The organism is Psychromonas sp. Urea-02u-13 (assembly GCF_002835995.1).
Taxonomy (GTDB): Bacteria; Pseudomonadota; Gammaproteobacteria; order Enterobacterales; family Psychromonadaceae; genus Psychromonas.
The window spans coordinates 36,990-62,839 of sequence record NZ_PJBZ01000057.1; the positions used below are offsets into that span (position 1 = coordinate 36,990).

27 protein-coding genes are annotated in these 25,850 nt (G+C 37.8%); 7 read left to right on the forward strand and 20 right to left on the reverse strand.

Going from position 1 to position 25,850, the window contains the following annotated elements:
- Window positions 1-18: 18 nt before the first annotated feature.
- Window positions 19-420 carry an NUDIX hydrolase gene (locus CXF74_RS09995; protein ID WP_101082305.1) on the reverse strand — a complete coding sequence of 134 codons (402 nt, stop codon included), beginning with the start codon at window positions 418-420 and terminating at the stop codon, window positions 19-21.
- An 89-nt stretch (window positions 421-509) separates the two neighbouring features.
- Window positions 510-956: a cytidine deaminase family protein gene (locus CXF74_RS10000; protein WP_198552824.1), complete on the reverse strand. Its 447-nt coding sequence runs from the start codon at window positions 954-956 to the stop codon at window positions 510-512.
- A gap of 444 nt (window positions 957-1,400) precedes the next feature.
- On the opposite strand from CXF74_RS10000, the gene CXF74_RS10010 reads away from it, so the two are divergent.
- Window positions 1,401-3,965, forward strand: coding sequence for a M9 family metallopeptidase (locus tag CXF74_RS10010; protein WP_101082308.1), 2,565 nt, complete (start codon window positions 1,401-1,403; stop codon window positions 3,963-3,965).
- 288 nt (window positions 3,966-4,253) lie between these two features.
- Here CXF74_RS10010 and CXF74_RS10015 read toward each other — a convergent pair whose 3' ends face one another.
- Window positions 4,254-5,477 carry a winged helix-turn-helix domain-containing protein gene (locus CXF74_RS10015; RefSeq protein ID WP_101082309.1) on the reverse strand — a complete coding sequence of 408 codons (1,224 nt, stop codon included), beginning with the start codon at window positions 5,475-5,477 and terminating at the stop codon, window positions 4,254-4,256.
- A gap of 407 nt (window positions 5,478-5,884) precedes the next feature.
- Here CXF74_RS10015 and CXF74_RS10020 point away from each other — a divergent pair, with 407 nt between their 5' ends.
- Both CXF74_RS10020 and CXF74_RS10025 read left to right on the forward strand, forming a co-directional pair.
- Complete coding sequence (locus CXF74_RS10020) at window positions 5,885-7,102, forward strand: alpha-xenorhabdolysin family binary toxin subunit A (RefSeq protein WP_101082310.1); 1,218 nt, start codon at window positions 5,885-5,887, stop codon at window positions 7,100-7,102.
- 144 nt (window positions 7,103-7,246) lie between these two features.
- On the forward strand, window positions 7,247-9,616 hold the full coding sequence (locus CXF74_RS10025; RefSeq protein WP_101082311.1) for a hypothetical protein: 2,370 nt from the start codon (window positions 7,247-7,249) through the stop codon (window positions 9,614-9,616).
- A gap of 231 nt (window positions 9,617-9,847) precedes the next feature.
- Here the strand turns inward: CXF74_RS10025 and CXF74_RS10030 are convergent, their stop codons facing one another.
- The gene (locus tag CXF74_RS10030; RefSeq protein WP_101082312.1) at window positions 9,848-11,932 is read right to left on the reverse strand and encodes a bifunctional 2',3'-cyclic-nucleotide 2'-phosphodiesterase/3'-nucleotidase; all 2,085 of its coding nucleotides are present in this window, start codon (window positions 11,930-11,932) and stop codon (window positions 9,848-9,850) included.
- Window positions 11,933-12,001: 69 nt separating this feature from the next.
- Here CXF74_RS10030 and CXF74_RS22845 point away from each other — a divergent pair, with 69 nt between their 5' ends.
- Window positions 12,002-12,124 (forward strand): hypothetical protein, encoded by a 123-nt coding sequence (locus CXF74_RS22845; RefSeq protein ID WP_269800765.1) that lies wholly within the window; start codon window positions 12,002-12,004, stop codon window positions 12,122-12,124.
- 710 nt (window positions 12,125-12,834) lie between these two features.
- Here the strand turns inward: CXF74_RS22845 and CXF74_RS10035 are convergent.
- The 9 genes from CXF74_RS10035 to CXF74_RS10075 all read right to left on the reverse strand — a co-directional run bounded on the left by CXF74_RS10035 (window position 12,835) and on the right by CXF74_RS10075 (window position 18,935).
- Window positions 12,835-13,710, reverse strand: coding sequence for a PhzF family phenazine biosynthesis protein (locus CXF74_RS10035; protein WP_101082313.1), 876 nt, complete (start codon window positions 13,708-13,710; stop codon window positions 12,835-12,837).
- 135 nt (window positions 13,711-13,845) lie between these two features.
- Window positions 13,846-14,235 carry a VOC family protein gene (locus CXF74_RS10040; protein ID WP_101082314.1) on the reverse strand — a complete coding sequence of 130 codons (390 nt, stop codon included), beginning with the start codon at window positions 14,233-14,235 and terminating at the stop codon, window positions 13,846-13,848.
- A gap of 105 nt (window positions 14,236-14,340) precedes the next feature.
- Window positions 14,341-14,718, reverse strand: coding sequence for a VOC family protein (locus CXF74_RS10045; RefSeq protein ID WP_442965950.1), 378 nt, complete (start codon window positions 14,716-14,718; stop codon window positions 14,341-14,343).
- A 12-nt stretch (window positions 14,719-14,730) separates the two neighbouring features.
- Window positions 14,731-15,447, reverse strand: coding sequence for a phosphatase PAP2 family protein (locus tag CXF74_RS23000; RefSeq protein WP_101082315.1), 717 nt, complete (start codon window positions 15,445-15,447; stop codon window positions 14,731-14,733).
- Between the two features lie 89 nt (window positions 15,448-15,536).
- Window positions 15,537-15,959, reverse strand: a complete 423-nt coding sequence (locus CXF74_RS10055; protein ID WP_101082316.1) for a VOC family protein — start codon at window positions 15,957-15,959, stop codon at window positions 15,537-15,539.
- A gap of 145 nt (window positions 15,960-16,104) precedes the next feature.
- The gene (locus CXF74_RS10060) at window positions 16,105-16,344 is read right to left on the reverse strand and encodes a tautomerase family protein (RefSeq protein ID WP_101082317.1); all 240 of its coding nucleotides are present in this window, start codon (window positions 16,342-16,344) and stop codon (window positions 16,105-16,107) included.
- Window positions 16,345-16,457: 113 nt separating this feature from the next.
- Window positions 16,458-17,168, reverse strand: coding sequence for an HAD family hydrolase (locus CXF74_RS10065; protein WP_101082318.1), 711 nt, complete (start codon window positions 17,166-17,168; stop codon window positions 16,458-16,460).
- 123 nt (window positions 17,169-17,291) lie between these two features.
- On the reverse strand, window positions 17,292-17,924 hold the full coding sequence (locus CXF74_RS10070) for a LysE family translocator (RefSeq protein WP_101082319.1): 633 nt from the start codon (window positions 17,922-17,924) through the stop codon (window positions 17,292-17,294).
- 162 nt (window positions 17,925-18,086) lie between these two features.
- Entirely contained in the window at window positions 18,087-18,935 is an 849-nt protein-coding gene (locus CXF74_RS10075) for an endo alpha-1,4 polygalactosaminidase (protein WP_232772493.1), read from the reverse strand.
- 378 nt (window positions 18,936-19,313) lie between these two features.
- Here CXF74_RS10075 and CXF74_RS10080 point away from each other — a divergent pair, with 378 nt between their 5' ends.
- Window positions 19,314-19,925, forward strand: a complete 612-nt coding sequence (locus CXF74_RS10080) for a hypothetical protein (protein ID WP_101082321.1) — start codon at window positions 19,314-19,316, stop codon at window positions 19,923-19,925.
- Between the two features lie 59 nt (window positions 19,926-19,984).
- On the opposite strand, the gene CXF74_RS10085 is transcribed toward CXF74_RS10080, so the two are convergent.
- The 4 genes from CXF74_RS10085 to CXF74_RS10105 all read right to left on the reverse strand — a co-directional run bounded on the left by CXF74_RS10085 (window position 19,985) and on the right by CXF74_RS10105 (window position 23,208).
- On the reverse strand, window positions 19,985-20,854 hold the full coding sequence (locus CXF74_RS10085) for a hypothetical protein (RefSeq protein ID WP_101082322.1): 870 nt from the start codon (window positions 20,852-20,854) through the stop codon (window positions 19,985-19,987).
- Window positions 20,855-21,483: 629 nt separating this feature from the next.
- Complete coding sequence (locus CXF74_RS10095; protein WP_101082324.1) at window positions 21,484-21,864, reverse strand: hypothetical protein; 381 nt, start codon at window positions 21,862-21,864, stop codon at window positions 21,484-21,486.
- A gap of 320 nt (window positions 21,865-22,184) precedes the next feature.
- Window positions 22,185-22,556, reverse strand: coding sequence for a hypothetical protein (locus CXF74_RS10100; RefSeq protein WP_101082325.1), 372 nt, complete (start codon window positions 22,554-22,556; stop codon window positions 22,185-22,187).
- Between the two features lie 115 nt (window positions 22,557-22,671).
- Window positions 22,672-23,208, reverse strand: coding sequence for a nucleotidyltransferase family protein (locus CXF74_RS10105; RefSeq protein ID WP_101082331.1), 537 nt, complete (start codon window positions 23,206-23,208; stop codon window positions 22,672-22,674).
- A gap of 166 nt (window positions 23,209-23,374) precedes the next feature.
- Between CXF74_RS10105 and CXF74_RS10110 the strand changes: the two genes are divergently transcribed.
- The gene (locus CXF74_RS10110) at window positions 23,375-23,623 is read left to right on the forward strand and encodes a type II toxin-antitoxin system Phd/YefM family antitoxin (RefSeq protein ID WP_101082326.1); all 249 of its coding nucleotides are present in this window, start codon (window positions 23,375-23,377) and stop codon (window positions 23,621-23,623) included.
- On the forward strand, window positions 23,613-23,894 hold the full coding sequence (locus CXF74_RS10115; protein WP_101082327.1) for a type II toxin-antitoxin system RelE family toxin: 282 nt from the start codon (window positions 23,613-23,615) through the stop codon (window positions 23,892-23,894). The genes CXF74_RS10110 and CXF74_RS10115 overlap by 11 nt, the downstream gene beginning before the upstream one ends.
- 464 nt (window positions 23,895-24,358) lie before the next feature.
- Here CXF74_RS10115 and CXF74_RS22170 read toward each other — a convergent pair whose 3' ends face one another.
- From CXF74_RS22170 to CXF74_RS10125, 3 genes are all read right to left on the reverse strand, one after another.
- A complete protein-coding gene (locus CXF74_RS22170; RefSeq protein ID WP_198552825.1) occupies window positions 24,359-24,505 on the reverse strand; it encodes a hypothetical protein in 147 nt (48 codons plus the stop codon).
- 279 nt (window positions 24,506-24,784) lie between these two features.
- Complete coding sequence (locus CXF74_RS10120) at window positions 24,785-25,192, reverse strand: lysozyme inhibitor LprI family protein (protein ID WP_101082328.1); 408 nt, start codon at window positions 25,190-25,192, stop codon at window positions 24,785-24,787.
- A gap of 75 nt (window positions 25,193-25,267) precedes the next feature.
- Complete coding sequence (locus CXF74_RS10125) at window positions 25,268-25,648, reverse strand: hypothetical protein (protein ID WP_101082329.1); 381 nt, start codon at window positions 25,646-25,648, stop codon at window positions 25,268-25,270.
- Window positions 25,649-25,850: the final 202 nt, after the last annotated feature.

Here is a 25,850-nt window from a genome sequence, read left to right on the forward strand (position 1 = left end):
GCTACTAAGGTTAAGCAATTATTTTATAAGATCTTTTTCTTCAAGCCAAGCCATCACTTTTATTGAACCCAGAGAACAAAGATGTTTGTCTTGATAACCAATAAAGGCTATTTCTTCTATCTCTGCATCCGCAAGTAGCTCGCCTTGAAACTCTGCGTAATAACAGGTTAACTTGACTAGGGTATCACTGCTTTTACCATCCGCTTTCGCAGTGAAGGTTTCGGCATACTTAATGCTCTCAGGCAGTAAATCGACAGAGATCTCTTCTTTAATTTCTCTAATAAGCGCTTGCTCATCAGACTCACCTTCTTCTCGTTTCCCACCGGGAATATAGAACAGTGTTTTACCTTTTGAGCGTGCGCTCAGCAATTTACCATTTCGAATATATAACCAAGCTAGTTTATCTATTACTTTGTTCACAAATATTTCTCTTTATAAATTAGTTTAACTGAGGTCGACATCGCCTTGTCACGACGCTATTTTAGATACCTTATCAAAGGTATATCTCTCTAGCCATTAAATTGTTTTTTTCCCCACCAATCAGGCAACAGTTCATTCAATGTAACAGTGGTAAAATCCTCTAAACTTTTAAGGATTTCCATTTCGCCATTACTTTCATGCAACTGCATGAGATATTCACGACAAGCACCACATGGCGTTAGTATTTCATTCGCAGCAGAAACGCAAACTAGCTTAGTAATCTTACACTCACCATTTGTGATCATATTAGCGACTGCATTTCTTTCTGCGCACATACCCAAAGTACAGGCAGTATCAATACAAACACCTAAATAGACATTACCTTTATCTGTTAGAATTGCTGACGCAACACGACCAGCAGAGATAAATGGCGAAATATCTCGTGGGTTCAGACTGTTTTTAGCCTGAATATATAACCTTTCAAATTCCATATACACGACTCGATTCCTGTTAAATATCTCGTTAGTTTCACTCATCAGAGCAACCTTCTTCACGATCACCACTTTCCTCAGAATGTCAAAGCAAAAAATGACTATTTTTTCATGGTAATTCTTAAGGGCGATCTTACTATTTTCAGAATCAATTGGCTCACCGACACATCAAATCCCTGTTCAACAAGTTGTGCTTTCTCAACCTTTAAAAATGAAAACTTGCCATCGTTACCCTCTGATGTATCTAAAAAATAACGCGAGGGTCTTTCTCGCAAGAGCAATATATTGCTCTTTTATATCGAAACTACACGCCAGCTCACACAATAATGATTATTATTACCAATAAAGATAGAAACAGCCCTAAAACAACCAATTATTTTATTTTGAAGCCTATATTAATGCAACACATAAAAAAAAAATAAAACATTAATAACAAATAAAGTTTTATTGTGTGTTTTTTTTAATTAACAGTATTTTAAAAGGGTTTAAATGAAAGGATATTTTTTACTAGTAACTTATGGTTTGATGACTATCGGCTTTGCTCAAGCTGACGCTATAAGCGCAACAAACCTAGTCTCTACCGCCAACCACCAGCATTCAACGTTATTACAGATACAGGATGTTACCAAACGCCCTCCTATCGAATCATCTACGTTGACTATCACACCTCGTCTAGCGCAACTTACGGCGTTATCCGATGCAACACTGGCAGCTTGTTCTGTGACTGAGTTTTCCAGTCGTACAGGTAAGGACTTGATTAGTTATGTAACTCAGGTTTCCAGCGATTGTATTAATAAACAGTTTTCTGTTACCAGCGTAGATGCGACCGCTATTTTTAATGAAAATAACATGTTCACTATCATCAATGCATTCCGTTCTGCCAGTGCGCTTTACAAAGGTCGCGACGAGGACGGAATACTTAATTTAGTCCTGTTTTTAAGAGCGGGTTATTATATTCAGCATTATCAAAAAGACGCTGTCGGTGAATACTCGGATGCGATCAAACAATCATCTTTGTTGGCGTTAACCGCATTCTTTAACAATACCCATTTTACCGATGTAAGCGACGAACACGGCCAAGTGCTTTCTGAGGTATTAACCCTAGTGGACAGCACCGGTCATAACACCCATTTTATTTATATCGTCAAAGATATACTGGCGCGTTTTGATAATAGTTGGAGTGGCTCTCGTAGCATGAGCATCTCAGTTAATGCTATTTTTACCATTCTATGGCGTGGCCAATGGGCTGATGGTTTTTCTGAACATTTAGAAAACGATAATAGTCTTGTTGATGACCTTAAGGTTTTTATCGACCAGCAAGACTATCTCATCGGTACCGATAATGAGTACTTAATCAATAATGCAGCAAAAGAGCTAGGGAGAATGCTGCATTATGCGCCAACGGTAAAAAGCAAAGTAAAACCTTATTTAGCTCAATTATTAACGCGTTATAGCATGAGTGGCCGTGGCAACGGAGTCTGGTTAGCAACTGCTGAAATGGTGAATTATTACAAATATTGTAACGAATACAATATTTGTGCTTATAAGGCCCAATTAGAACCTCTGATCCTTTCTATCCGTTATACCTGTAGCCCGACAATTAAGATCCGTGCACAGTCTATGACTCAGGCAGAGCTAGCGCAGTCATGTACACAAATGGCGGAGAAAGAGGTCGACTTCCACAGCAAACTCAATAGCGGTTATCAACCTGTCGCGAATGACTACAATGCGCAGCTCGAAGTGGTGATCTTTAATGATACCAAGAGTTATAAGCAGTACGCAGGTACTATTTTTGGTATTAATACCGATAACGGTGGCATGTATTTAGAAGGAGATCCTGCGGCCTTGGATAATCAAGCACGTTTTATTGCTTATGAAGCCGATTGGATAACAGATAGCTTTCAAGTTTGGAATCTGCAACATGAATATGTGCATTATCTTGATGCGCGCTACAACATTAAAGGTAATTTTAACGCGTCAAAAACACAACCCGTCACCTGGTGGATTGAAGGTCTAGCTGAATACATCGCGCACGGTGATGACAACCGCCATGCGATTGAAACCGGTCAGAACAATCACTATCAATTAAACGATCTGTTCAACAACAAGTACGCGAGTGGTAATGATAAAGTTTACAACGGCGGTTATCTCGCGGTGCGTTATATGTTTGAAAAGCATACTGCAGAGGTGGACAATATGCTCAATGACCTACGCCAAGGTAACTTCAGTCGCTACGCGAGTTATATCTCGTCTATCGGGGAAATTTATAATACAGATTTCAGTGATTGGTTAACGGCACTCAGTCATGATAACGGTGATAATGGAGATAATAACGGGGATAACGGCAATAATAACGGTGGCGGTGATAACGCCAATACAACGATAGGCGAGTGCATAACAGCAGAAGAAGCAAATGGCGCTTTAACGCTGAACCGCCCTGTCTGTGGTATTTCTGGTAGCGATATTGTTTATTACTCTTATTATGTCGAAAATCCCGGCACCTTGTATTTTTCTACTGAGGGTGGCGATGGTAATGTTGACCTTTACTTCAGTGACGACACTTGGCCTACGGAAACTGATTATACTTTATCGTCAGTTCAACAAGGCAATAATGAGTTAATCAAAGCAAATGTCACTGCTGGTTGGGTTTATTTGACAGTGAAAAGCGATGCGGACTTTGCTCAGGTAAAACTATTGCTCAGTAGTATCGAACCACAACTCCCTAATAATAACTGCATTTCTAGCGAGCAAGCCGGAGGCAATTTAACGCTAAAACAAGCGGTGTGTGTTTCGTCAGATGACATGGAATACTTAGGTTATTATGTTGAGCAAGATGCCACCTTGTCTTTCACTACACTGGGTGGTGATGGCGATGTGAACCTTTATTATAGTGACATCACTTGGGCTTCAAAAGACAACTACCAACAATCCTCTACTAATAGCGGTAACCGTGAAGAGATAACAGTACAAGCGAAAAAAGGCTGGGTGTATTTGACATTAGATACAGCGCAAACATACCAGGACGTACGAGTGAGTGTCTCTAAAATTAGGTAAAGCGAGATGAGATAAGCTGTTTAAGGCAATAAATCCGTTGCGGTTACTCGAGTTGGTAACCGCAACACTGATTGAAGAATAAACGAAACAGAAAATCAGCGTCCTAGCACCCCCTGTATCAGTAATCCCCGCGCAAAAAATGACCACGAAGCCACTTCGTTACACAGAGAACACGAAGAAACCAATAACAAAAATTCAATTCCCTCTTTAACCTTCTTTTTCTTCATGCCTTCGTGGTTAATTTCTTTTGAATTTATATAAATTAATGCGCTTAGCCTGCAGTACCCCTTAATAGAGAGGGTTTTCTTCAAACAACCACATCTTATTAGAAGAAGTAGATACCCATAGCGATTGATTCCCCCACTCTTTAACCTTCCAAATGACCCGTTTTTCGGTAATTATTTTGTTACATTTTTCTTGTAGAAGACGATTAAAAGGAATGATATCTATCGTTTTATTTTGCATCACTAACGCAGTGGTACCGACATTTTTATCAAAACTAAAGGTAAAATCGCCACTACGACTAATGAAGGTATTTTTTGTATCTGATTCCTTTGAATATAATATAGAGCCTTTATATTTACCTTCATATTTCTTATCTTTAAGCTTGAACTCTTTAAACCCACTTTTGACCTGCTTGTTAAAGTCTAAAATGAAACGCATTTTATCCGTTATCGTGAGTTGTTCATCAACAAACATATAGTTAGTCGAGCTCATCATTACCCCTGTAAATAGCGGTAATTCATTTTTGATTTCTTGCTGTATTGAGAACCACTCTTCCACTTTTTGAAGTGCGATATTCTCTTTATTGGCGGGGAGTTCTAATACTTTACTGATAGTGCTGTCACACATAGTGGCATTATTAGCTAATGGGCAAGCGAGAATATAGGTTTTATGCTGGGTTACAAAAGAAAAGACTTTGCTTTTAATAGGGATTTTATCTGTAAAGGTTTCAATCATGGCTTTTCTATCTTTGTCTATGTGCTCATTTGAGATAAACGTAAGGTAGTTGCCATTATATATATAGTTTGTTTGAGGAGATAAAAAACCCAACGTCTCATCATTACTTTCACTGTGTAAAGACTGCTCATAGAGCGTGTAGGGTAATAATAAAAAAGCGAAAAACGGCAGTATATGTAGCGATTTTATTTTGAATAGTTTTAATTTATAAGAAACCGGTGGCTGTAAAGACAACGCCTCTTGCGATAATGCCTGTGCATTTTTAACGCTATAACCCTGGCTAAATACAGTCGCAATAACATCATCAGCACCACATAACGCTAATTTTTTTCTTAGTGAATAGATAGCTTGTGTTAAAGATTGATCAGTCACTTCTAATCCTGGCCAGCCTATTACTTTCAACGCATCTTTAGAAACAACAGACCCATTTTTAATACATAACAAGTCTATGATTTCTTTTTCTGACGTACTTAATTTCTGTGTGCTTTGTGCACTTTTTAGATTCGCTTTTACTTTACAAAAAATGACATCATTTGAAATTTTGTATGCCATAAAAGCAACCTTTTATCAGAATAATAAATTTACACTACAACATTTGTAATTGTTACATCATAGATACTCTTTGTTGTATAACCTAAAAATATAAAGATAGCTACGTGATTTTCTTAGGAATTTTGTAAAAATAGATCACATGATTTATATCATCCCAACTTATCGCTTGCTCTGTGTTTCATCTTTGCTAATACAAGCCATTATTTTCGATTTAGCCATATTTAAAATCAATAACAAACTTCTTATAAATCAATAGGTTTATATTTATAAACACATATAAATATAATAAAAGTTTATTGATACATATCAAATTTAGACCCCTGTTCCAAAAACAATTATATCGCTCTGGCATATTCCTCTCGCCGAAAAGGATTAATCTTTATTCCATCATCGAAGGGAAAAGCCAAATGAAAATTAAAACAAATAAACAACTACGTCGCTTTAAAATGAGCCTACTTGCTTTATCTATCGTGGGTTCAACATGCTTATATGCACAAAGCATCACTGAAATTCCGCCACTTGACTATGATACGATCCAAGGAGAACTTGAAGGTGACTCATTGTTTATTGATACAGGGTCAGACACATCGCTACTTTCAACCACCGAGTGGTATCAAATTCAAGCCTATGCAACAGCGGCTATCTCGTTACCAACAACGGAAGCCTCTTTACGCACGTTAACAAAATTCCCTGTAAATGATGCGTTCACCTATGAATACGAGAGTTTGTTAACTGAATTTACTAACATTCATCGCTCTGGTAATGATTGGAACTCAACGATTTACCCCGGTATTGTTGATTTAGCTTTACAGCTTGCAAACTACGGCGATATACACCCACAACTTATCTTGCCACTGATGGATCAAATCACTCAACTACAAACAAATGCAATCATGGGCAATCTTACTGTAGCGGCGACGAATCGTGACGCAGCGCTGTCCTTTTTGGGTGTGCTGCAGAGCTTTACAAGTGCCCAGCAACAAGCAACCAGTAACGCGGTTGAAGAGTTAAAACAGTTTGCTGCCGATGTTGAAGCGCAAAAAGCACAACTTGATGTTATTGAAGGTAATTTCTCTACATTACTGAACAGTGAGACGATCAGTACATTAAGAGAGAATGTACGCTTATTAAACCAAGAAATAGCAGGTTACAGAAGCGATCTTAGTGAGGCGAAACGTAATATTGGCCTCTGCGCAATAGGCGGTCCGCTGGTATTAACGATTTGTGGCAGTATTGAAGGCGCGAGAAAAGTCAGGTTAGATAATTTGATTGCAGAGGTAAATACGCAAATAAATGATGCAAATGCAAACTTAGAACATGCGGTTAATCTAGGTGCTTCTTACGAACTCGCTCACTCAAACATCAATGAAATGCTGATACATATTGAAAACGCATTACCTCAGCTTAAAAAAGTACAACTGCACTGGCAAAGCCTAGAAAGCGACTTCGACTCACTCACCACATCCTTAAGTTCGTTAGATAGTGAAGATGCGTTAAGAAATGCCAATTTACTCGTTGCAGGTATTGTTAGTAGCCCATTGGCTGGCGTAGTTGGTCCAAAATGGAAGGAGATAAGCAGTAAAGCGAGACGATTTGCACAGAACGCTTATGTGATCATGGAATAAAGCACACGCGTAAGACTCTTTATAAGGTGATTTTTCTAGCGCGATAGCGTGTTAGATAAATCACTCTGATGGCCTATATAGGCTCAATCAATATTGCTTTTCAACATTAGCTTTAATATTTTTCTATGAATATAAGGATGTAAAATGAATGTTTTCAACACCTTTCTTATCACAGTAAGTTTGCTCTTTAGCGTCGGCGCTAACGCCTCTGAATGGGTTAATTATAATAAACTTCCAGCTCCTAAAAATTTACCTGCAAGCGAGACAGAACAAACAGTGATCAATGATGGTCAATCTTATTTAGTGTCTGGCATGTTATTAAATTTAAGTAGCATTTTAAATGATTATTCATTAACTAATGGCGCGGACAAACCGAGTGCCATCGTGATTGTCGCAGATACACTGGAGATAACTGAAAGTGTTATCGTTAACTTAAGCAATCAGCGATTATTTATCTTTGCTCGTAATATTACTGGTGATAATGCAGTCACCTTAAATATAGATGCAAGAACGTCAAACTCAGTGAGCCTGGGTATATTTACAAAAAACATCAACAATAATATCAACGTCATCACCCTACTTCCTTCAGGTTATGAGTTTGATATTGTCGTGCCAGTAACGGATGGTTTTGGTGCAATGTATTCAGTCTCAGAAACGTTATATAACAAGCGCGTCATAAAGAGTGAAATAGATGCCCTGATCGCTATTGAGAGTGCCCCCTACATAGCGGTTTTTAACCATTCTTTTGATATGGCAGCCTCTATTTTTGATAACGCACCAGAGCTGAGCATCTCGATGCTTGACTGGGTTGAAAGCGTATTAAGGTTTATGCCTGTTACAATCGCGCAAAACGCAGAGCTAAAGTCACTCTATTTACAAGTCTCAAACTTAAAACAATTCATTCAGCTTTCATACAATAATCCTAATTATGTACCGGGCTTAAACCATGACATGTATGAATATACCTATGCCAGTTATTTGGATGCGATGGGTGCCTATGAAGATAAATATCAGAACTATATGGATAGAGGTCTACTTCTTGCAGATCGTAAGCAACTTGCAGTGCTTATGTTGGAAGATTTGCAAAGCGTCAGCAGTGCAGAGTTTGCGATTATTGACCGCTCGGTTAACCAAGTTAATCAATTAAGAGAGTCACTTATTCAGCAAACCGCTAACTATGAAGGGCAAGATGCAAATATCCTGAAAGCTCAAATTGCATTTAGACAAGGTTTAGAAACCTTTGCAGATAGAGCAACCATTCAAACTGTATTTGATGTAGTGGGTGCAGTAGCGAGTGCAGGCACCGCGATAGCGGGCTCTGCCGGCGGTGATCCCAGTGCGTTGATCAAGTTTGTCACCACGCTACCTGATTTAGGCACAAAAATAATTCTATTAAAGAAAACCTTAGACGCTATCGCAAATAGACAGCTTGAGATTAAGGAATCGTTGAACGCTCTCGATACCTTTTCTAGGGATGTAGAATATCAAGTGCAGGTTGGTGACATCGCAAAATTTTATAATTCCATTCAACACACAGTACCGACCGTAGAAGCATCCAACTTAGTGTGGGATGAATTTCTAATCGATGCGCGCGCTGATTTTTCACTGGTTATTAGTGCTGGGGTTATTGGCAGTACTCAGTACCTTGCAGAGCTGGAAAGACTGGTCGCTCAGGCCAAAGCGATTTCGGCAACATCAATCAATTTAGCACAAGAGTTATCAAGACAAATTGATTTAAGAATTGCGAGTCAAGTCAATGTGGAGAATATCAACCGCGTATCAGCACTTATTGCATCCATTGATAAAGATGCGAGGGCTGTGTCTGCATTAGAAGACGCATTTTTCAGAGCCTTGAATAACCTTAAACGCCCAATGTTTGTCGCCCTTGCAAACTATCGCGCCGCTTTTGCTTATTGGTCTTTAGAAGAGAGTTCTGTGGTTGCCTCTTTAAACAAATCGTTTGCGGCTTATAAACAAGATCTTGCTTTTATGCGTGAGCAGGAAGCTGCAAGTTTGGATCATTTTTACCCACGCCCGCAAGACTTTAAATCCATCACCCATAATATTAATGACAGCTATCAATTAGCCGAATTTAAAAGTACGGGTATGCTGCATTTCACAGTGCCGTTAGGCAGTAAAATATTTGCAGATTTTGACAGAGTAAGGTTAGATGAAGTGAGTATTCTCATCGAAGGAACGGGGTTACCGACAGGTTTGTATAACATTGATTTATTATCGAGTGGTACTTATCAAGATAGAAGATATCAAGATAATCACACGTTTACCGCAATGCCATTGTTTAGACGCATCATTTACAATTTGGTCAATAGCCAAACACACGAAGTGAACATTCTAACCAGTGGTGCGATAGCCTCTGATTATGCGTTAAATTATTTTATGCCCACCCCTTTTACAACCTGGACCATAAAATTAAATAACTGGAAAGAAATCGATCTCAGTAACATTGAGAATATTGCCGTTAGTTTTTCAGGAAACGGAATCCCAACGCTTTAGCTCAACTGAAAACCAAACAGAGCATCCAATTGTTTAAATGTGGATGCGCTACAGCGATGAATTTTATCAGTAGGTTACTGTTGGATTCATCGTTATTTCTGTTTTTAGTTATCTAGGTTTTCTCACTATCTAGGCAATGAAGGCTTATAGGGTAATAGGGTTATAAAAATGAGGGTAATAAAAAATGAGGCTAATAAAAAAGCCTCCTAAGAGGCTTACTATCATTGCATTTTAGTTTACGGTTAAGTCAATTTTGTACACCGCAAAACCAAGATCATCTGTTGCAACTTTTGTCATTGTACGCTGTGCGTAGGTAGCGATAAAATTGGCTGCCGTAGCACTGTCTTGTGTTTCAAAACGCACATCCAAAGCGACTGATGTGGTGATATTCAAGAAGTCCCAATTATTGTCTGCTGAGGGATCAACCGCCGTATTCGCCGCTGTTTCAGCGGTAATATAAGCGGCTAATACATCACGGTTAGTATCGGGTTGCTCCATCACAACATATTGTGCGCCGGTGCCAGCAAACTTACCGCCAAAGGCACGATAGTTGTTTGTCACAACAATAAATTCTTGCGCCATCAAATCAGCACCACTAATAACAATACCTTCGCCATTGGTATAAGTTAAATCAACAATACGTTCAGAACCTGCATTAATCACTGCACAATCACCATCAAACTTACTCGCTTGAGTGACATCAACTTTATACTTCACGCCATCTATTACGTCAAAATTATAAGTTCTATGATCATCCCAATTAATCAGGCTCTGAGGTGCTGTGCTATTGGCATCAATTTGGTTAAATTGATTTGCACTGCATTCAAGCCAGTCTTTTAACTCTGTACCGGTTATTTTCAGTGCCACAACCGTGTTGGGATATAAATATAAATCAGCAGCATTTTTATAGGTTAAATTACCTTTAGGTACTTGCACATAAGAATCAACATCCGATGCAGTGCTGTGACGACCACCCGCTTTAAAAGGGGCAGCGGCAGACAATACCGGCAAACTTTTGAGTGATTGGTTATCTGAAGAGGCAATCTGATCTTTCGCATATTGCATTTGCGCATCAGATACAATCTGCACGGTCGGATCATCCTGCACCAATGTCAGAAAACTATACATGTCACTGGTTGCTTTGCCGATAGGTGTATTAACAAATTCAAGTGTGCCGGTATGGTCTAATGCAACTGCATCGTGAACCTGTTTATCTGCTTCAACAGTGGCCACTTTATCGCCCGCTTCATTACGCTCAAATATCTGACGAGATTCAGAAGTTGCACTATTAATGGTCCACTTGTTATCACTGAAGGTAAGTGAAAAATCAATCACCCCAAGGTTATCACCCCATCGACCTGGCATAACCGCAGGAATACCGTTAATGAGCCCTTTTTCAATATCGACATTAGGCACATCCGCAAACTGCTCACTCGGGAAAACGGAATGGCTGTGTCCAAACATGATCGCATCAATACCTTCAACCAGTGTTAACGCATACGTTGCATTCTCAGCATTAACATCACCCGGGTTTTCACTTGATCCAATACCAGAGTGAGGAATAGCGATGATAATATCCGCGCCTTGTGCTTTCATTTCAGGAATAAACTTCTGCGCGCTTTCTACGATGCCTTCCACTTTCACTTTGCCATCCAGGTTCTGTTTGTCCCACTGCAATATCTGTGGAGGAACAAAACCGATATAACCAATTTTAATGGTGCGCTGTTGGCCTTTGTCATCAACAATATTGGTGGTTTTAATCAGATAGGGCGTAAATAGATTGTCGTCTTCTTTTTTACCCTGCCAACAGTCCGCTTTACAATATACATTGGCATTAATATAAGGAAAATCAGCACCTGCAATCGCTTTTTCAAGAAAGTCTAAACCATAGTTAAATTCATGATTTCCGATATTACCCACTTCGTAATCCAATAAATTCATCGCCTTATGAGCAGGATGAACCTCAAACTCATTACCCTTCTTGAACTCACTCGCCACGTAATCGCCCATTGGGCTACCTTGAATCAAGTCACCGTTATCAACCAGCACAGAATTATCCACTTCAGTGCGCGCGATGCGTAGCAGGCTTGCCGTACGAGCAAGGCCAATCGTGATATCGTTTTTGCTTTGGTAATAATCATAATCCATCACATTGGCATGAATATCTGATGTTTCAAGTACACGTAACTGTGCTGAATACGTAGGATTCTTATCATTAGTATCAGGGACAATATTATTAACGTCAGTATTAGAATTACAACCTGCAAGTCCGATTGCAGAAGAAATTAATACCGCGAGAAGTGTTTTATTGAACATGTTATTCCTTTTTCATTATTTGAAATTAAAGACTTTCAGAGAAAGCTCTTTAATTTATCTTAAGGTGGCATGGACTCACTGAGTTGCACTATTGATGTAGACACCATCATTAACCTGCAACAGAGTTACTCACTTGCGTTACATTTATATGACGCCAGCCATGAAATTAATCTTGAAAAATTGAATGTTTAGCGACTAAAAGCAATCATTCTTGTGTATAAAAAGCTTAAAATAAGCTAACAATAAAATTAATAAACATAGCCAAAATAAGCTTCATATTTTGGCCCTTAGTTAATGAAAAGTAGCTTATGTAATGTACAAAGATGAAAATGTGAGTTGAGCAACAATAATGGAAACAATTACCAAACACATCATTATCATTCACAATAAGTGTTGTTTTAATTGATTAAAGTAAAAAACCACAATCTCAACTAATTGATTTTTAATCATTTAACAAAAACCTTAATAACAGGCTTTTACTTGCTTAAATATTGCCTTTTATACTGAAATCACTGTGAAAGTGCATTGCCCGCCTAAAAATAAAGTAAGCATTACTCCAAGGCGAGCTAGCATAGGGCTGATAGCCACTCATCAGTGAAGTATTATTAATGAGTATTACTAATAAAATAAGGCCTTAAAATATTAGCTTTTGAAATGATAACGTTCACAGAGTAAATATTATTACTTAGCGACAAATATTAATTGTGCCCAGTGAAAAAAGGCAGGGATAAAGCGACATGAAAAACAATAGAAAAATAACAGAAAAGAGAACCAAGCTGGACATACAATTCAAAAGCCATTCACATAAGGCACGAAGAAAAAGCGGAAGGTCTTACTTAGCCTGAATGCTAGATAAGCAAACCTTCCCCCAATACTGTCATTAATCGCTTCAAACCATAACGTTAAACAAAATTGATGTTGGCCACTTTCACAACATCACCCGATACCCAAATATTGGAGACTACTGTTTCTGTTTTTCCGCGATGGGTTTCGGCTGAAGTTTCAACATAAGCTTCTATTTCACTGGGTCTGCCTAAGAACCGACCTTGTGAGATGATTATCGGTGAATCACAAAGCGCGAGTTCATGTTTAACAAGGAAGGCAGCAGTAGGACCGGCAGCACTGCCAGTGGCAATATCTTCTACAGAACCGTCGTTATCCCAGGTTCTACCTTCAAAGTTTGTAATGTCTATCACATAGGAAAACTTGGCACCAAAGCGTGCTAATAATGCTTCGAAGTCTCTGATACCAATATTGGCATTCTCTATGCCACTGGTGATCGGAACGATCAAATAAGGTAACCCCGTTGAAATAACTTCTAACGGATAATTTGCCACATTTTCAGTGGTTAGATTTAAAGCTGAGAGCGTTTCTGCCGTTTCGCTGGACGTCAGAGTGTGAATGTACTCGGGTTTTCCTTGTCCCATTGAGGCATAAAAATAGTTATCTGTTTTTTTAGTTTTCACGATAACCGATTTTTTATTCAACGCTATTTCCCACTCTCTTGGTTTAGCATCTCCAGATTCCTCATGTAAATGCGCGGCCAGACCAATAATAGGATGACCCGCAAAATCGAGCTCTTCCTCTACCGTAAAAATCTTCGCCCTGATAGATGACGCTTGCTCATTCACTTTAACAAAAATCGATTCAAACTGACGCATCTCCTGCGTAAGCGCTAACATTTCACGCTTATCTAATGAATCGTAATCATAAAATATCGTTAAGCCATTGCCCGAAAGTTTCTTTTTAGCAAATACATCCACTAATTTACATTTCATAAAGTTCACTATTCATTAAGTCTTAAAATGGGTTGTAGGGTCGTTAAATATAGGTATCACATCGTGTAAGCGGATAAAATATTGGCTATCAGGGTGAAGCGATGGCCAACTGTTATTTTCCGTTTAAGCAACGCGTTAAGCATTAACTTGAAGCTTAAAACTAACTTCATCGCGAATACCTATTCGATTACCATCGGGATCATAAATATTAATCGTAGAGCCCCAGTCACTTTCAATGAACTCAAAAGGTATACCTAAGTTCTTGACTCGCTTCAGCGCCTCTTCTATATCTGAAACATTAAACCTTAATTTAGACGGGCATGTTTTAATTGATTTACCGAGTGGCTCAGCGAAACCATCCGTTTCTATCATTAAATAGCCAGCTCCGAATTCCACACAGGTTAGTTTAAAATCTCCATCGATTTTTGAAAACATAACATTAAGTCCAAGTGCATCACGATAAAAACTCACGCACTCTTCATACCTTTCAACGTTTAAGATTATTCCATATCTTTCAGTATTCATATGCACCTTAATGCTTAACGCTTAACGCTTAACGCCCATATTAAGCGGGCTAAAATTATTGCTTATAATTGTGTAACAGCGCGAAATAGCCTACTGTTTTTCCGTTTAAAGCGCTTGATAATAGGTTTGTTTATACATGTTGGTCAATAAGGATCGAATTACCATCAGGATCTTTAAGAGCAAAACTTGAAGGGCCACTTTCGCCATTAATAGCATTTTGTATAATATCGACACCTTGAGTTCTCTGACATCAGTATAAGATTCTAATGGCTTACATTTACTATCCCAGCCTGGATTGAAAGTCATGATGTTACCTTCAAACATCCCTTGAAATAACCCTATGCTGTGATTGCCATTTCGAAGTATCAACCAGTTTTGAGATTGATCGCCACCAACCATTTCGAAGCCCAATTTTTGATAAAATATTTTTGACTCTTCGATGTTACTAACCGATAAGCTAACTGAAAATGCACCTAATTCCATTTTATACTCCATTTATGTGTCAGATTTAGCGACCTTAGTATTACCTGAATTTTCTTTAAATACACCTTGCTGAACAGAAAGGCTTAAGCCGATGACTAAGTGCGCACATAATATACCAATGACAGAGCCGCCCAGAAGATCACCCAGATAGTGAAAGTTTTGCGCTAGCTGACCGATAAAGACCCCAAGCATCGCAGCGACCCAAAGTGAACAAAAACGAGGGAAGTGATACCAAAATACGCTAGCGAGTGCAAAAGTAAACAATGCGTGACCTGAGGGAAATGAGTTGTACGCCAACCCTTCAGCAAAAGGATGGAAACCTTCTAAGCGGTCACTTATCCAAGAGGGATTATTATCAACCCAAGTTTGAGGCCAAGTACGGCCGAACAAGGCTTTGGCTCCAAGTCTGACGAGGGATGCAATAGCCAAAGTCATCGCCAAGTGCATGGCTAAAAGGGAAAACCTTTTTCTCATTTTAGGTATGGCACAACTCAATAAAACAGCCCCTGCCAATACTTCCAATAAGACAGGCGTGTTACTCAGTAACTTTGTGAATGAGCTTGTGAATGAGCTTGTGAATGCATTAGCAAAATTTTGCTGATAAAGAAAATCTGCTAAATTACGATCAATAAAGAAGATACTGAATAGCGTGATGCAAAATAAAACAACGTAAAAAATTACACTTTTTTTCATACAGTAAAAGTAAGATAACGGTTGATGTGTCGGCATTTAATGCACTCTTGGTAAAAATTCTCTGATGGCTAACAGACCTCTTGTTTTAAAGAGGTCGTCGCTTGGGTATTTTTGTTTAAATTGGCTTACACCGATCTTGATGCAATCGGATGATTTGGGTTTAATTGCAGTAAATCCCATAGATTTCCGTAAAGATCTTCAAATACAGCAACGGTTCCATAGTCTTGTTCTTTTGGCTCCCTGATGAATGTAATACCTTCAGATACCATTCGATTATAATCACGCCAAAAATCATCGGTATTTAGAAAAAGGAAAACGCGACCACCCGCTTGATTCCCCACAAAATCATGTTGCTCAGGCTTAGATGCGCGAGCTAACAATAAAGTAACACCATTAGAGCCTGGTGGAGAAACGACGACCCAACGTTTGTCTTGTTCTGCTTGATAAGTATCTTCAACTAGCTCAAATTTCAATTTATTGACATAAAAATCAATGGCTTCATCGTAGTCTTTAACAACGATGGCAATATGTACTATGGATTGTTTCAATTTATCACCCCTTAAAATTTAGCTTTAGACGATACTACTAGCAAAAAACAAAACAGAACATCCCAATCTTTCCATCACACTAAAATGGCCCTACGTTCAACATAGAAGTGGGGTCATTGGATACAGTCAAAAAGGTTGAAATATCTTACTTTTCTTTCTCGCTCCGTTTAAGTGCTTTGTTATGTTTTTCACTTAATTCATGCTTAATTTGCTTCACGGTTTTCCCACCAACAGCAATGTTTTCATCTAATTGCTCGCGAATAGAAACTAAAAATAGCTCTTTAGGTATGCCAGTAACTTCAGCAGAAACATCTGTTAACCTCGCGATGAGTTGCTCTTTAACTTCTGGAGATAATTGACCCGATTCAAATGCGATAAATGGCAAAATTTATTCCTTTAAATAATTGATAAAACTAAAATAAGCAACAACTACGATACAAACCTAACGACCACTGTTTTTATTCCGTTTAAATTTATGGTTAAAATTAAAACTTGATATTAGGTGTATTTTCCAATGATCGATAAAAGGTCTTCAACATTGGTTGCAATATGATCAGGCTTGGATTTCCAATTTTGAGGTGCTGAACGACTATAAGCGGCAGCCACAGAAATCACTTGAGATTTATTGCCAAGTGCCGACTGTAAATTACGAGCAAATTTAGTATCTGCTTCGTGATCCCCGATATACATAAGAAGCAGGCTGTCTGTATGCTCGAATATTGACTCTACACATTTTACACCACCAAATGCGTGAGGTTTTTGCTGAACATTTGACACATCGTTATAGCCCACGATGGCTTTAAATGGGCCATCAATAGCATTTTTTTTCAATACGCTGCGAATATTGTTTTGTGAATTCTGGGAACAAATACCATGAGGGAGCAGGCAAAATTTATCTACCACATTCTTAATTCCTTCAAACAACATGACTTCAGTTTTATTTTCTTCTTGATGCTGCGCCCACATGCTTCCAGCTAAAATCATTTCATCATGCGTTAAACCATAATAATTGACGTAAAGTTCCTGCCAATTTTTAGCACCATGATTTGCTTCATGGTACAACTCCTCATCACCTAAATACTTCGGTAAATTGTCACCCGTTAAATGTGGAGCAACGATAGATAAGATAGCTTTTGTAATATCAATATTCTTGGGAACTGAATTCACAAGCGTTCCATCATAATCCCACAGAATTGCATCTAGTTTCATTATTACCTCGATATTATCAACCACGTCAAAGTATACAATCTACACTAAATTTTCGTATGAGCACAACAGTGTGATTAAACAGAAATACCCCGCATTACAGCGGTTGAGAAAAACAGGACCTCGTTACTTGCTAGTCGCTAAGCGAGTTGCCAGACCTATAAAAATAAAACCTAATAGACCGTCTATGTGGCGACCTAGATTAAATTTATTGCCTATTAATTTACCAAACTGACTAAATGTTATAGAAAAGAGACTATTAACCAATAAAGCAAAGCAACTTAGCATAAACCCTAATATTAACATTTGAAGTGAAAGCAAGCCCGTACCCGTAGTAAATTGCGGTAAAAACAAACTAAAGAATAATAAAGCCTTTGGATTAAGTAAATTATTTAAGAAACCTTTATTCATAAGGCTAAGATTCGTTAAGTTTTCAGTTGTTTTAGGTTGAACGCTTTTAATACTTTTACGGTACCAACTAAGTAACATTTTTACGCCTAAATAACTTAAATATAACGCGCCAACTATTTTTATAGCATATGCAAATATAGGGACAGATTGCATCAATTTCCCTAAGCCAAATGCGACGAGAAGTGTTTGCAAGATACCTGCACAAAACACACCGATAGAAATCATCAAACCCGCTTTAAAACCCTTCGTTGAAGAATAAGTTGATATTAAAACCAAATCAGGACCAGGTGAAATAGCTAAAAAGAAAATCGCAGTAAAAAACAAAGGTAAAACTGTAAAATCTATCATGCAGATATCTCGATAATATTTAAGAGTCCTAACGTAGCATTAAGCGGACTAGAATAGTGGATTATAATAAGCGCCGAAAAAACAAAAAAACACAGCCATTATATGCCTCCCCCATTAAAGCAGGGGGAAGCTCATTATCCTTTGGAGTGAGTTATTATGTATTCACAGACAACTAAATCTGAATTCATCGTTTAAATCTAATGGGATAATTAAGGTACTAAATTGATGACTCACCGATTCCGTACACAGAGCATTTCTCTCTGACTCATTAAACACATATTTATCTAGATATTCTGCGTTCAATACAGGTTTTCCATTGTTTATAAATGGAAAGAGCGTGTCGCATTCATTGTATTCAAAGCATTGCTCATTAACAGCGAAATCGTAATAATCTACCAGTTCGACAATTTGATCAAGATCGTTCTTTAAACCAACAGACAGTGCTCTTTTATGTGCCTCATTAGCAATAAATTTATTATATGCTAACTGGTCTGTCGCAGTTAAATTGAAACCTGAGTTGTTGGTGTAACCATCCATATTGTCAGCCTCAACGCCATCACAACCTTTTTCTTTTGCTAAATCTAAACGAACCATCATAATCGCATGCACATTGGAAGAGCGAATATCTAACCAACGTTCATCCTCCCAACCATCAAGCGTATTGCCTAGCTCTTCAGAGAGAAAGCGTTGTTTATCTTCTCGAAAATCTTCATACGAACCAGCAGAAAAATAGCATATTACTTTGTTTCCTGATGCTTGCAGTGTTTGAATTTTTGATAAGGAAGTATCGTAAAGATCTACATCATATATTTCAACCGGATATGAAGCATTTATACTACCGACTAACTGCCATTGCCATGTCACTGATAACGCTGGGCGATACCAATCACCCTCTATAATTGCAGCAATATCAGGATCCAAGTTTGCTTGGCTTACCTCTTCTTTTGAATGGCTCGCCTCCTGCTTTGAATGACGGTCCCCCTTTTCAGTATTACAGCCACTGATTGCCATCGTGCATGCCATATAAATTAGTGTAAAAATAATTTTCATGTTGTTACCCTTTTTGATGCCTAATATCGCGTTAAGCGGACTAAAAGTTGCTAATTATAATCTGTCACTAAAGAGTTCATTAGCTTAAAATATAACGAACCGCATGATAATGAAATTGATAACTACTATCAATTACTTTTATGTAATTATTGTCATTTAAATACCATTTCCAATAAACCTCTAAACGATATTAAAGTCATTAATAGCGCATAAAAATGATTATGTTATTTTTAGCGAAAGGGTAAAATAGCGATAAGAAATAGTTTAGCAAAAACGAGCGGTTACAGTGTAATTGCTTTTGTGCTTTTGAATGAATGAGATAACAGGAATAAATACGATATGAGCGCAAAGCTTAAAGCAATAAAACGAGTAAAATTACAAGCCGTTGTAGATGAAATAACCATTAGTGTTAATGAAACATTTTCAGGCCTTTCTGCGGGTGATGCTTCATCAATCGCCATCAATAACTTTGCAATCAAAGCGCTAGTAGCAGCAGGATTTGGGGCTAAATTAGTCAGCGGCAAAGCAGCATTTGGTGTTAACAGAGGCAAAAATGGGGTTATCGATTATGGCTTTAGCAAAATTGAAGATACCGCAAATTATGTTGCAGATAGCCCGATTAGAAATTTCCATGGCCATGCGTGGATTGATATTAAAAACCTTGATGTGATTGTCGATTTCACACTGCTCTCGATGGAAGCAGGCATGTTAGCGGATAACGAAAAACGCGGCATTGTAGATTCAGATTACCAGTTAACCAACAAAGTGATTGTGCCAAAATCAGAGAATAAAACCTTTGCACGCCTTTACGATCATTACGATATTGGCTACCACTACAGTCGTACTGACAACGGTACACAGTTAGTGCTAGAAGCGATTAAGTGGATAAATAGCTTTGATACTTTTTCTGACTACCTTGCGCAAGTTCGACTTGTCCCCACGGCTAAATAGTCATATTTGCAGATCTTAAATTGATTTAAGATCTGCACGAATATCCCCTCTTTTAACTATCAGTTACGTTTAAACGCCTTATGCACCGGCTTTGGGGGTATATTCTTTGCTGTGTATACCGTGGCAGCCATAACAGCCTCTAAACTATAGCGACGATAAAACTTAACAAAACCAATATAAAAAACATACGCAAGAACCGCAAAGACAGCGATATGATACAAGCCAACATTCGTCCCCTCGATGAAAAAATACGAATATAAACATCCCCAGAACACTAAAACAAAAACAAATGATACGTTTCTAGTTAAGCCGTAAAGGGCAACGTAATTTTGTAGTTTAGCTGAATGCCTCTCTGAGTTTTCGAAAATAAAATGATACAAAAGCCTTAAATAATCACCATCAATGCCTTTATCTATTTCCATGCTAGCGGTATTAACACCCACTTGATCGTTAAGTATTGTTTTGCACTTACTAAAGGTGGCTTCACGTAAAGGCTTAGGCAATGACTTTGCTTGATTAAACATTTTAATTTTAAGAATATCTTTAAGCAACGTTTTCAAAAGAGAGATGGGAAAGATTAATAACCACAGAATTATCCGTCCAATATTGCCGCTAACTGAGTTGCTTGATAGGTAACGCTTAGACTTCACAGCAAATAGGAACTCAGAGGGATAACCGTTCGAATAGTTTGTAAAAGCTTCAATAACGGATGAAGAACCAATCGCTAATATGTGCCCTATTAAATAAGCGCCTATGACTGCAGGGATGAAATTGAACAATTGACTAGCGGCTGAATTCTTCGCTTCAGCGGAATTTAACATGACCACTAAACTGTCAACACCGAAGACAAAAGTAAGAATATATAACAATACAGCCCCAGGTAACATGTAACCAAGGAAATCATAGAAGGAAAATGGATTTTGTTTCACTAGAAGTACCTTTAAATATGAGTGGAGGGTTAACGCCTCATTAGTTGAAATTAATGGTTAGCTATCATCTAAAACCGATGCGCCACGATTAATTTTCCAGTTAGATGGCTTGTTAAGGGGGCTCTGCTACAAACCCAATAGTCATAAAACTAATAATGGCGACTGGCAGAGAGACTCTAAAATAGAGTCCCGCATACAAGCGAAACTACAACGGAAATAATCATTAAATTGAGTAACTATTCATCTCAATTTATAATTAGATAACGCCTTTGTATGTGTTTAATCTCGAGGTAAGCGCATATATTACAGTGCTTTGCACAAGCAGAGAGAATGCCATTGATAGCTCATACCAATTATTATAAAAACCTCCCGCGTTATTGCCCAATACCCCTGTCGCTTCAATTAAATGAAGTGGCCAAACACAATATAAGTTTGATAAGCCACTATCCAAAATAACTAATAAAAATAACGTTGTAACTGAAAAAAGAAATGAAATTGTAAATACTTTCACTAGTAATACCTCATATTGATTTGAACATGTAATACCGCATTAAGCGGATAAAATGGTTGGTTATAATCGCGGAGCGAGGCCAACTGCTTTCATTCCGTTTAAGCAACGAGTTAGTTTTTTAATACGGTAATTCATCTGGCTGCTTACCAATGTAATCTGGTTTTCCGAGCTCAGTGAGCCTTACCGCTGATATAAATTTATGGCCCTCTATCGATGCTTTACAAACTCGATGCATCCCATCCATCACCCTACCTTCGGGACACAGAATAATAGGATAAGAGATATCTGCCTCAAAGATTTGTTTGGCGTGTTGCACGATATCTTCCATTATTGGCGGAGCACCAAGCCCAAACCAATAGACTTCTTTTAATTCACGAATGTCACTCAACGGGACTTGAACCACTTCAAAATCTTTTGTTTTCTTAATTAGTTTCAATACATCCCATGCGAGTAATCCTTTGTCGGATTCTCTGAAATGATATTGTTGATGTAGTTCCATTGAAACTCCTGAAATCTAACGAGGCACTGAGCAACTCGTTTCAGCCTGCTTTAATTAAATGAAAACCACAGTAATTTACATATACTTGATATTCAAGAGATTATTCTGTTTTTAGTAATGGATTGATTAAATTGAGTGATAAGTCGGTTCATTGAGGCGTGTGATGGGTTATTGGCGTTAGGGCTTCACCTTTTATTGAACAAAACTAAGCAGGACATCCCAATCTTTTAATCAATCTAAAATGATCCCATACTCACCGTGACATCATTCGTATTGGAGGGTGGCCAAAAAGGTTGGGATGTCCTGCCTTATTACCCCTGCTATTGCCAATTACTAATGTTGTTACATTTATCACTAGAAATTCGTTTTTTTATTAAGGTTGTTTCGTATGTAGTACCTGCACACATCCCTATTTTAGTCCCCCAAACTCTACCATCATTTGGTTGATTAAGAGTTTCTGGTATTTTGCTCTCAAGTTCATTTAAACATAAACGCGTTACTGAAGAAGCGACATTTTCACACTCAATAATATCAACAGTAAAGCACTCTCTAAAATATTGAGCATCTTGACAAAAATAAGCAGGTAAGGCGGTTTTCATAGCAGAAATCCACTCCGCTTTCGATACTCTTTGCGCATAAGCTGAAGAGCCAGCCGATATTGATAATAAAATACAGATAATAAAAATTCTCATTATGCTTCCTTGTAGGTATAAAGCCCGCTTAAGCAGACTAAAATAACTGTCTACCAAAATGGTAAAGACCAAAGCGAAATATAGCCAACTGTTTTAATTCCGTTTAAAGCGCTTGTTATCGTACTACTCTTAACATTGGCCAGTGAATCAGCCACTTTTTTGATTTTATCCGATGTTCAAAGACATCTCGATTCCGTTTTGGATTGTATGTGACTTGTAAATCAAACAATGACTCAAAACCGAAAGCAGAAATACATTCATAGTTATCAAGAGCAGTTTTTCTAATTGCCACGGCAGTTTCTTTTTCAGGCCAATAACTCATAGCATCAACGATGCTTTGGTATGGTTTATCACCATTTCTAATATGCATTTTTGCTTGATTACGGACTTGCCATTCAACTTGGGGCATACGCAGAGTGAGTTCAGCTTCATATTTTAGGTAAGCCTCATCATCATTTTCATCAGAGTCGTAATAAATAACATCAATATCATTTAGAGTAGAAGGAATTAACTTTTGGTGTAAATGATCCCACACTAAATTTCGAACAAAACCAGCCGCTAAATAGCATTGAGGCAAGCTCAAGTATTGTATGCATTCAAGCGCTTCAAGTCTTAATTTGTCTCGCTCGATTAATTCGATAATTTTGTACATATCACCTTGCGCCATAACGCCCAGTTTAAGCGGACAAAAATTGTTTGCCAAACTTGTTGAGGAACGAAACATGGCAAACTGTTTTTGTTCCGTTTAAATTGCCTTGTTAAGTTTCGCCGCCTACACTAGACCTAATAAACGACCACTTTAACGTACAGGTGATAGCATGACAACTAGAATATTAACAGAAGCAGCAGCAAGTATTAGCGAATTGAAAGCGAACCCAATGAAAGTAGCATTAAGTGCTCATGGTGAAGCTATAGCAATATTAAATAGAAATGAACCTGCTTTTTATTGTATACCAGCAGACACGTATGAATTTATGATGGATCATATTGAAGATCTAGAGCTACTTGCAATTGTTCAAGAGCGTAAAAATGAAACTAGCGTAAAGGTTAGTTTGAATGACTTATGAGTTAGAGTTTAAAAAGTCTGCACTTAAAGAATGGAAAAAGTTAGGCGCTACTGTTCAGTCTCAATTTAAGAAAAAACTGGAAAGTATTTTAAATGATCCACATATAGCAAGTGCAAAACTTTCTGGTGGTAATGAATTATACAAAATAAAACTTAGACAAGCAGGTTACCGACTAGTTTATGAAGTCAATGATTCAGTCGTTACAGTTACCGTTATTTCTGTTGGAAAGCGTGATAAAGGAAAGTATACAAAGCTGCAATGGAACGAATGAATTAGAGAAATTTAACAGTGTTATTAAGCTGAAATAATCCACATTACAGCTGTAATGCACAGAATTCCCTCATATAAATCAGCTTAAAAAACAATGATATCGTATATTCCAGGCCAAAACAGGACATGCCAATCTTTCCTTCAATCTGAAATGACTCTCACCATAAAAATGAGAGTTAGAGCAAAAAAACAGCGCGAATTCAGTGGTATGCAACATAAAAAGGCATGCGTACACAACGAGAAATACAATGGGGTTTTAAGGAATAGCAGGCGTATCAGAAAGTGAGATTAATGTGTCGCGGGATTGAGTCATAATGCCTCAAATAGTTAACCTATGATCGTTAAATAACCGTAGGTTAACTATTGAATACACCCAAAAAGGTTGGGATGTTCTCCAATACTACTAATGGCCAACGGTTAATTTTCCATTTAAATGACTTATAGTTATGTGTTGGTGATTATTACTTATGTATCATTGTTTTCAGATATAGGTTCAATATCCTGTTGTTCATTTTCGACTACACCAGATTTCTTCAAACGCTTCTCTTCCTTCTTTTTCTTTTTAGCGATTTCTTTCTGACGTTTTTCGAAAGAGTAATTTTGCTTAGCCATTGGTATTTTCCTCTACATATATTCAAGATTGAAGCATTAAGAATACGGCATTTCTCAATAGATTGCTTTCTTCAATCCATATAGAGTGCCGCTTTCGCAAAAATATAGGGAATACAATGGGGTTTTAAGGAATAACAGATGTATTAGAAAGTGAAATTAACGTGTCGCGGGATTGAGTAATGATACCTCAAATAGTTAACCTATGAGCGTTAAATAACCGTAGATTAACTATTGAATACAGTCATAAAGGTTGGGATGCCCTACCTTGCTTAACCATACTTATAACTTTGGTTCAGGCAACACTGGTGGCGTGCTATCCATATAAGTAAGAAAGTTTGACCAGATTTCATGTGTTCGCATTTTGGTTGCTTTAGTTTGACAACTTAAGTGCATAACGCCTCTTATTGTCCCCTCACGCCACATAGTATAAATTGAGCTACAATGCGCTTCCGCATACAATAACCATGCTTTTTGAGCGACTTCAATTGACTTAATAAGCTCAGCATCATAACTATTGTGCTCTTTGCTTTTAGCTAAATATACATTCATCTCTTGCTCTGCATTTACCAATTTAACACCAGCACAATAATTAATCTCGATAGTGTTTATTGCTTTAGTACAATCGACATTGTCACTTAATGCAAAAGTAGAGTAGATAGCAAAAATTAGGATAATAAATTTATTCATTGGAATCCAATTAGTATATTACGAGGCTGTAGAATCCCTGTTCTACAAGAAAAACACACTTTATCGTACTTTTATTTAATGAATCAATTCATGAGTGAATCTATCTCGCCCTTTCCAATAACTGCATTCAGGACATGGCTCACCGTTCGGGTAATCTATTCCTTCTTCATGGGGGCAACCAATGATGCCATCAATCGTGCTAACAGACTTTGCTCCATTCTCTTCGATAAATGCTAAAACCTCACCAATTGTTTTGTCAGATTTTCTTATATCTAAAGTTGAAAACCATTTTTTCATTGGCTCAGCATCAGCCCCATCAAATGCGAACACTGCACAGACTAATTTTGATGCAGTGAGATTTGTTGGCCCGTAAAAAGAAATAGTAGCAATCGGATAACCCTTATTACCTTTTCGAATTCTTTTAGTTAATAACTTTTTGTTGCTACCTTGAGCCATTGAGCCTCCCGAAAAATATAACGAGGCTGTGAACAACTCGTTTCAGCCTGCTTTAATTAAATAAAAACCACAGTAATTTACATATACTTGATATTCAACAAATAACGCCCATATTAACGGGCTAAAAATTGTGGGCTAAAATGGAGCGAAGCGAAATAGCCCACTGTTTTTAGTCCTGTTAAATTGCTTGTTATGTGCCACT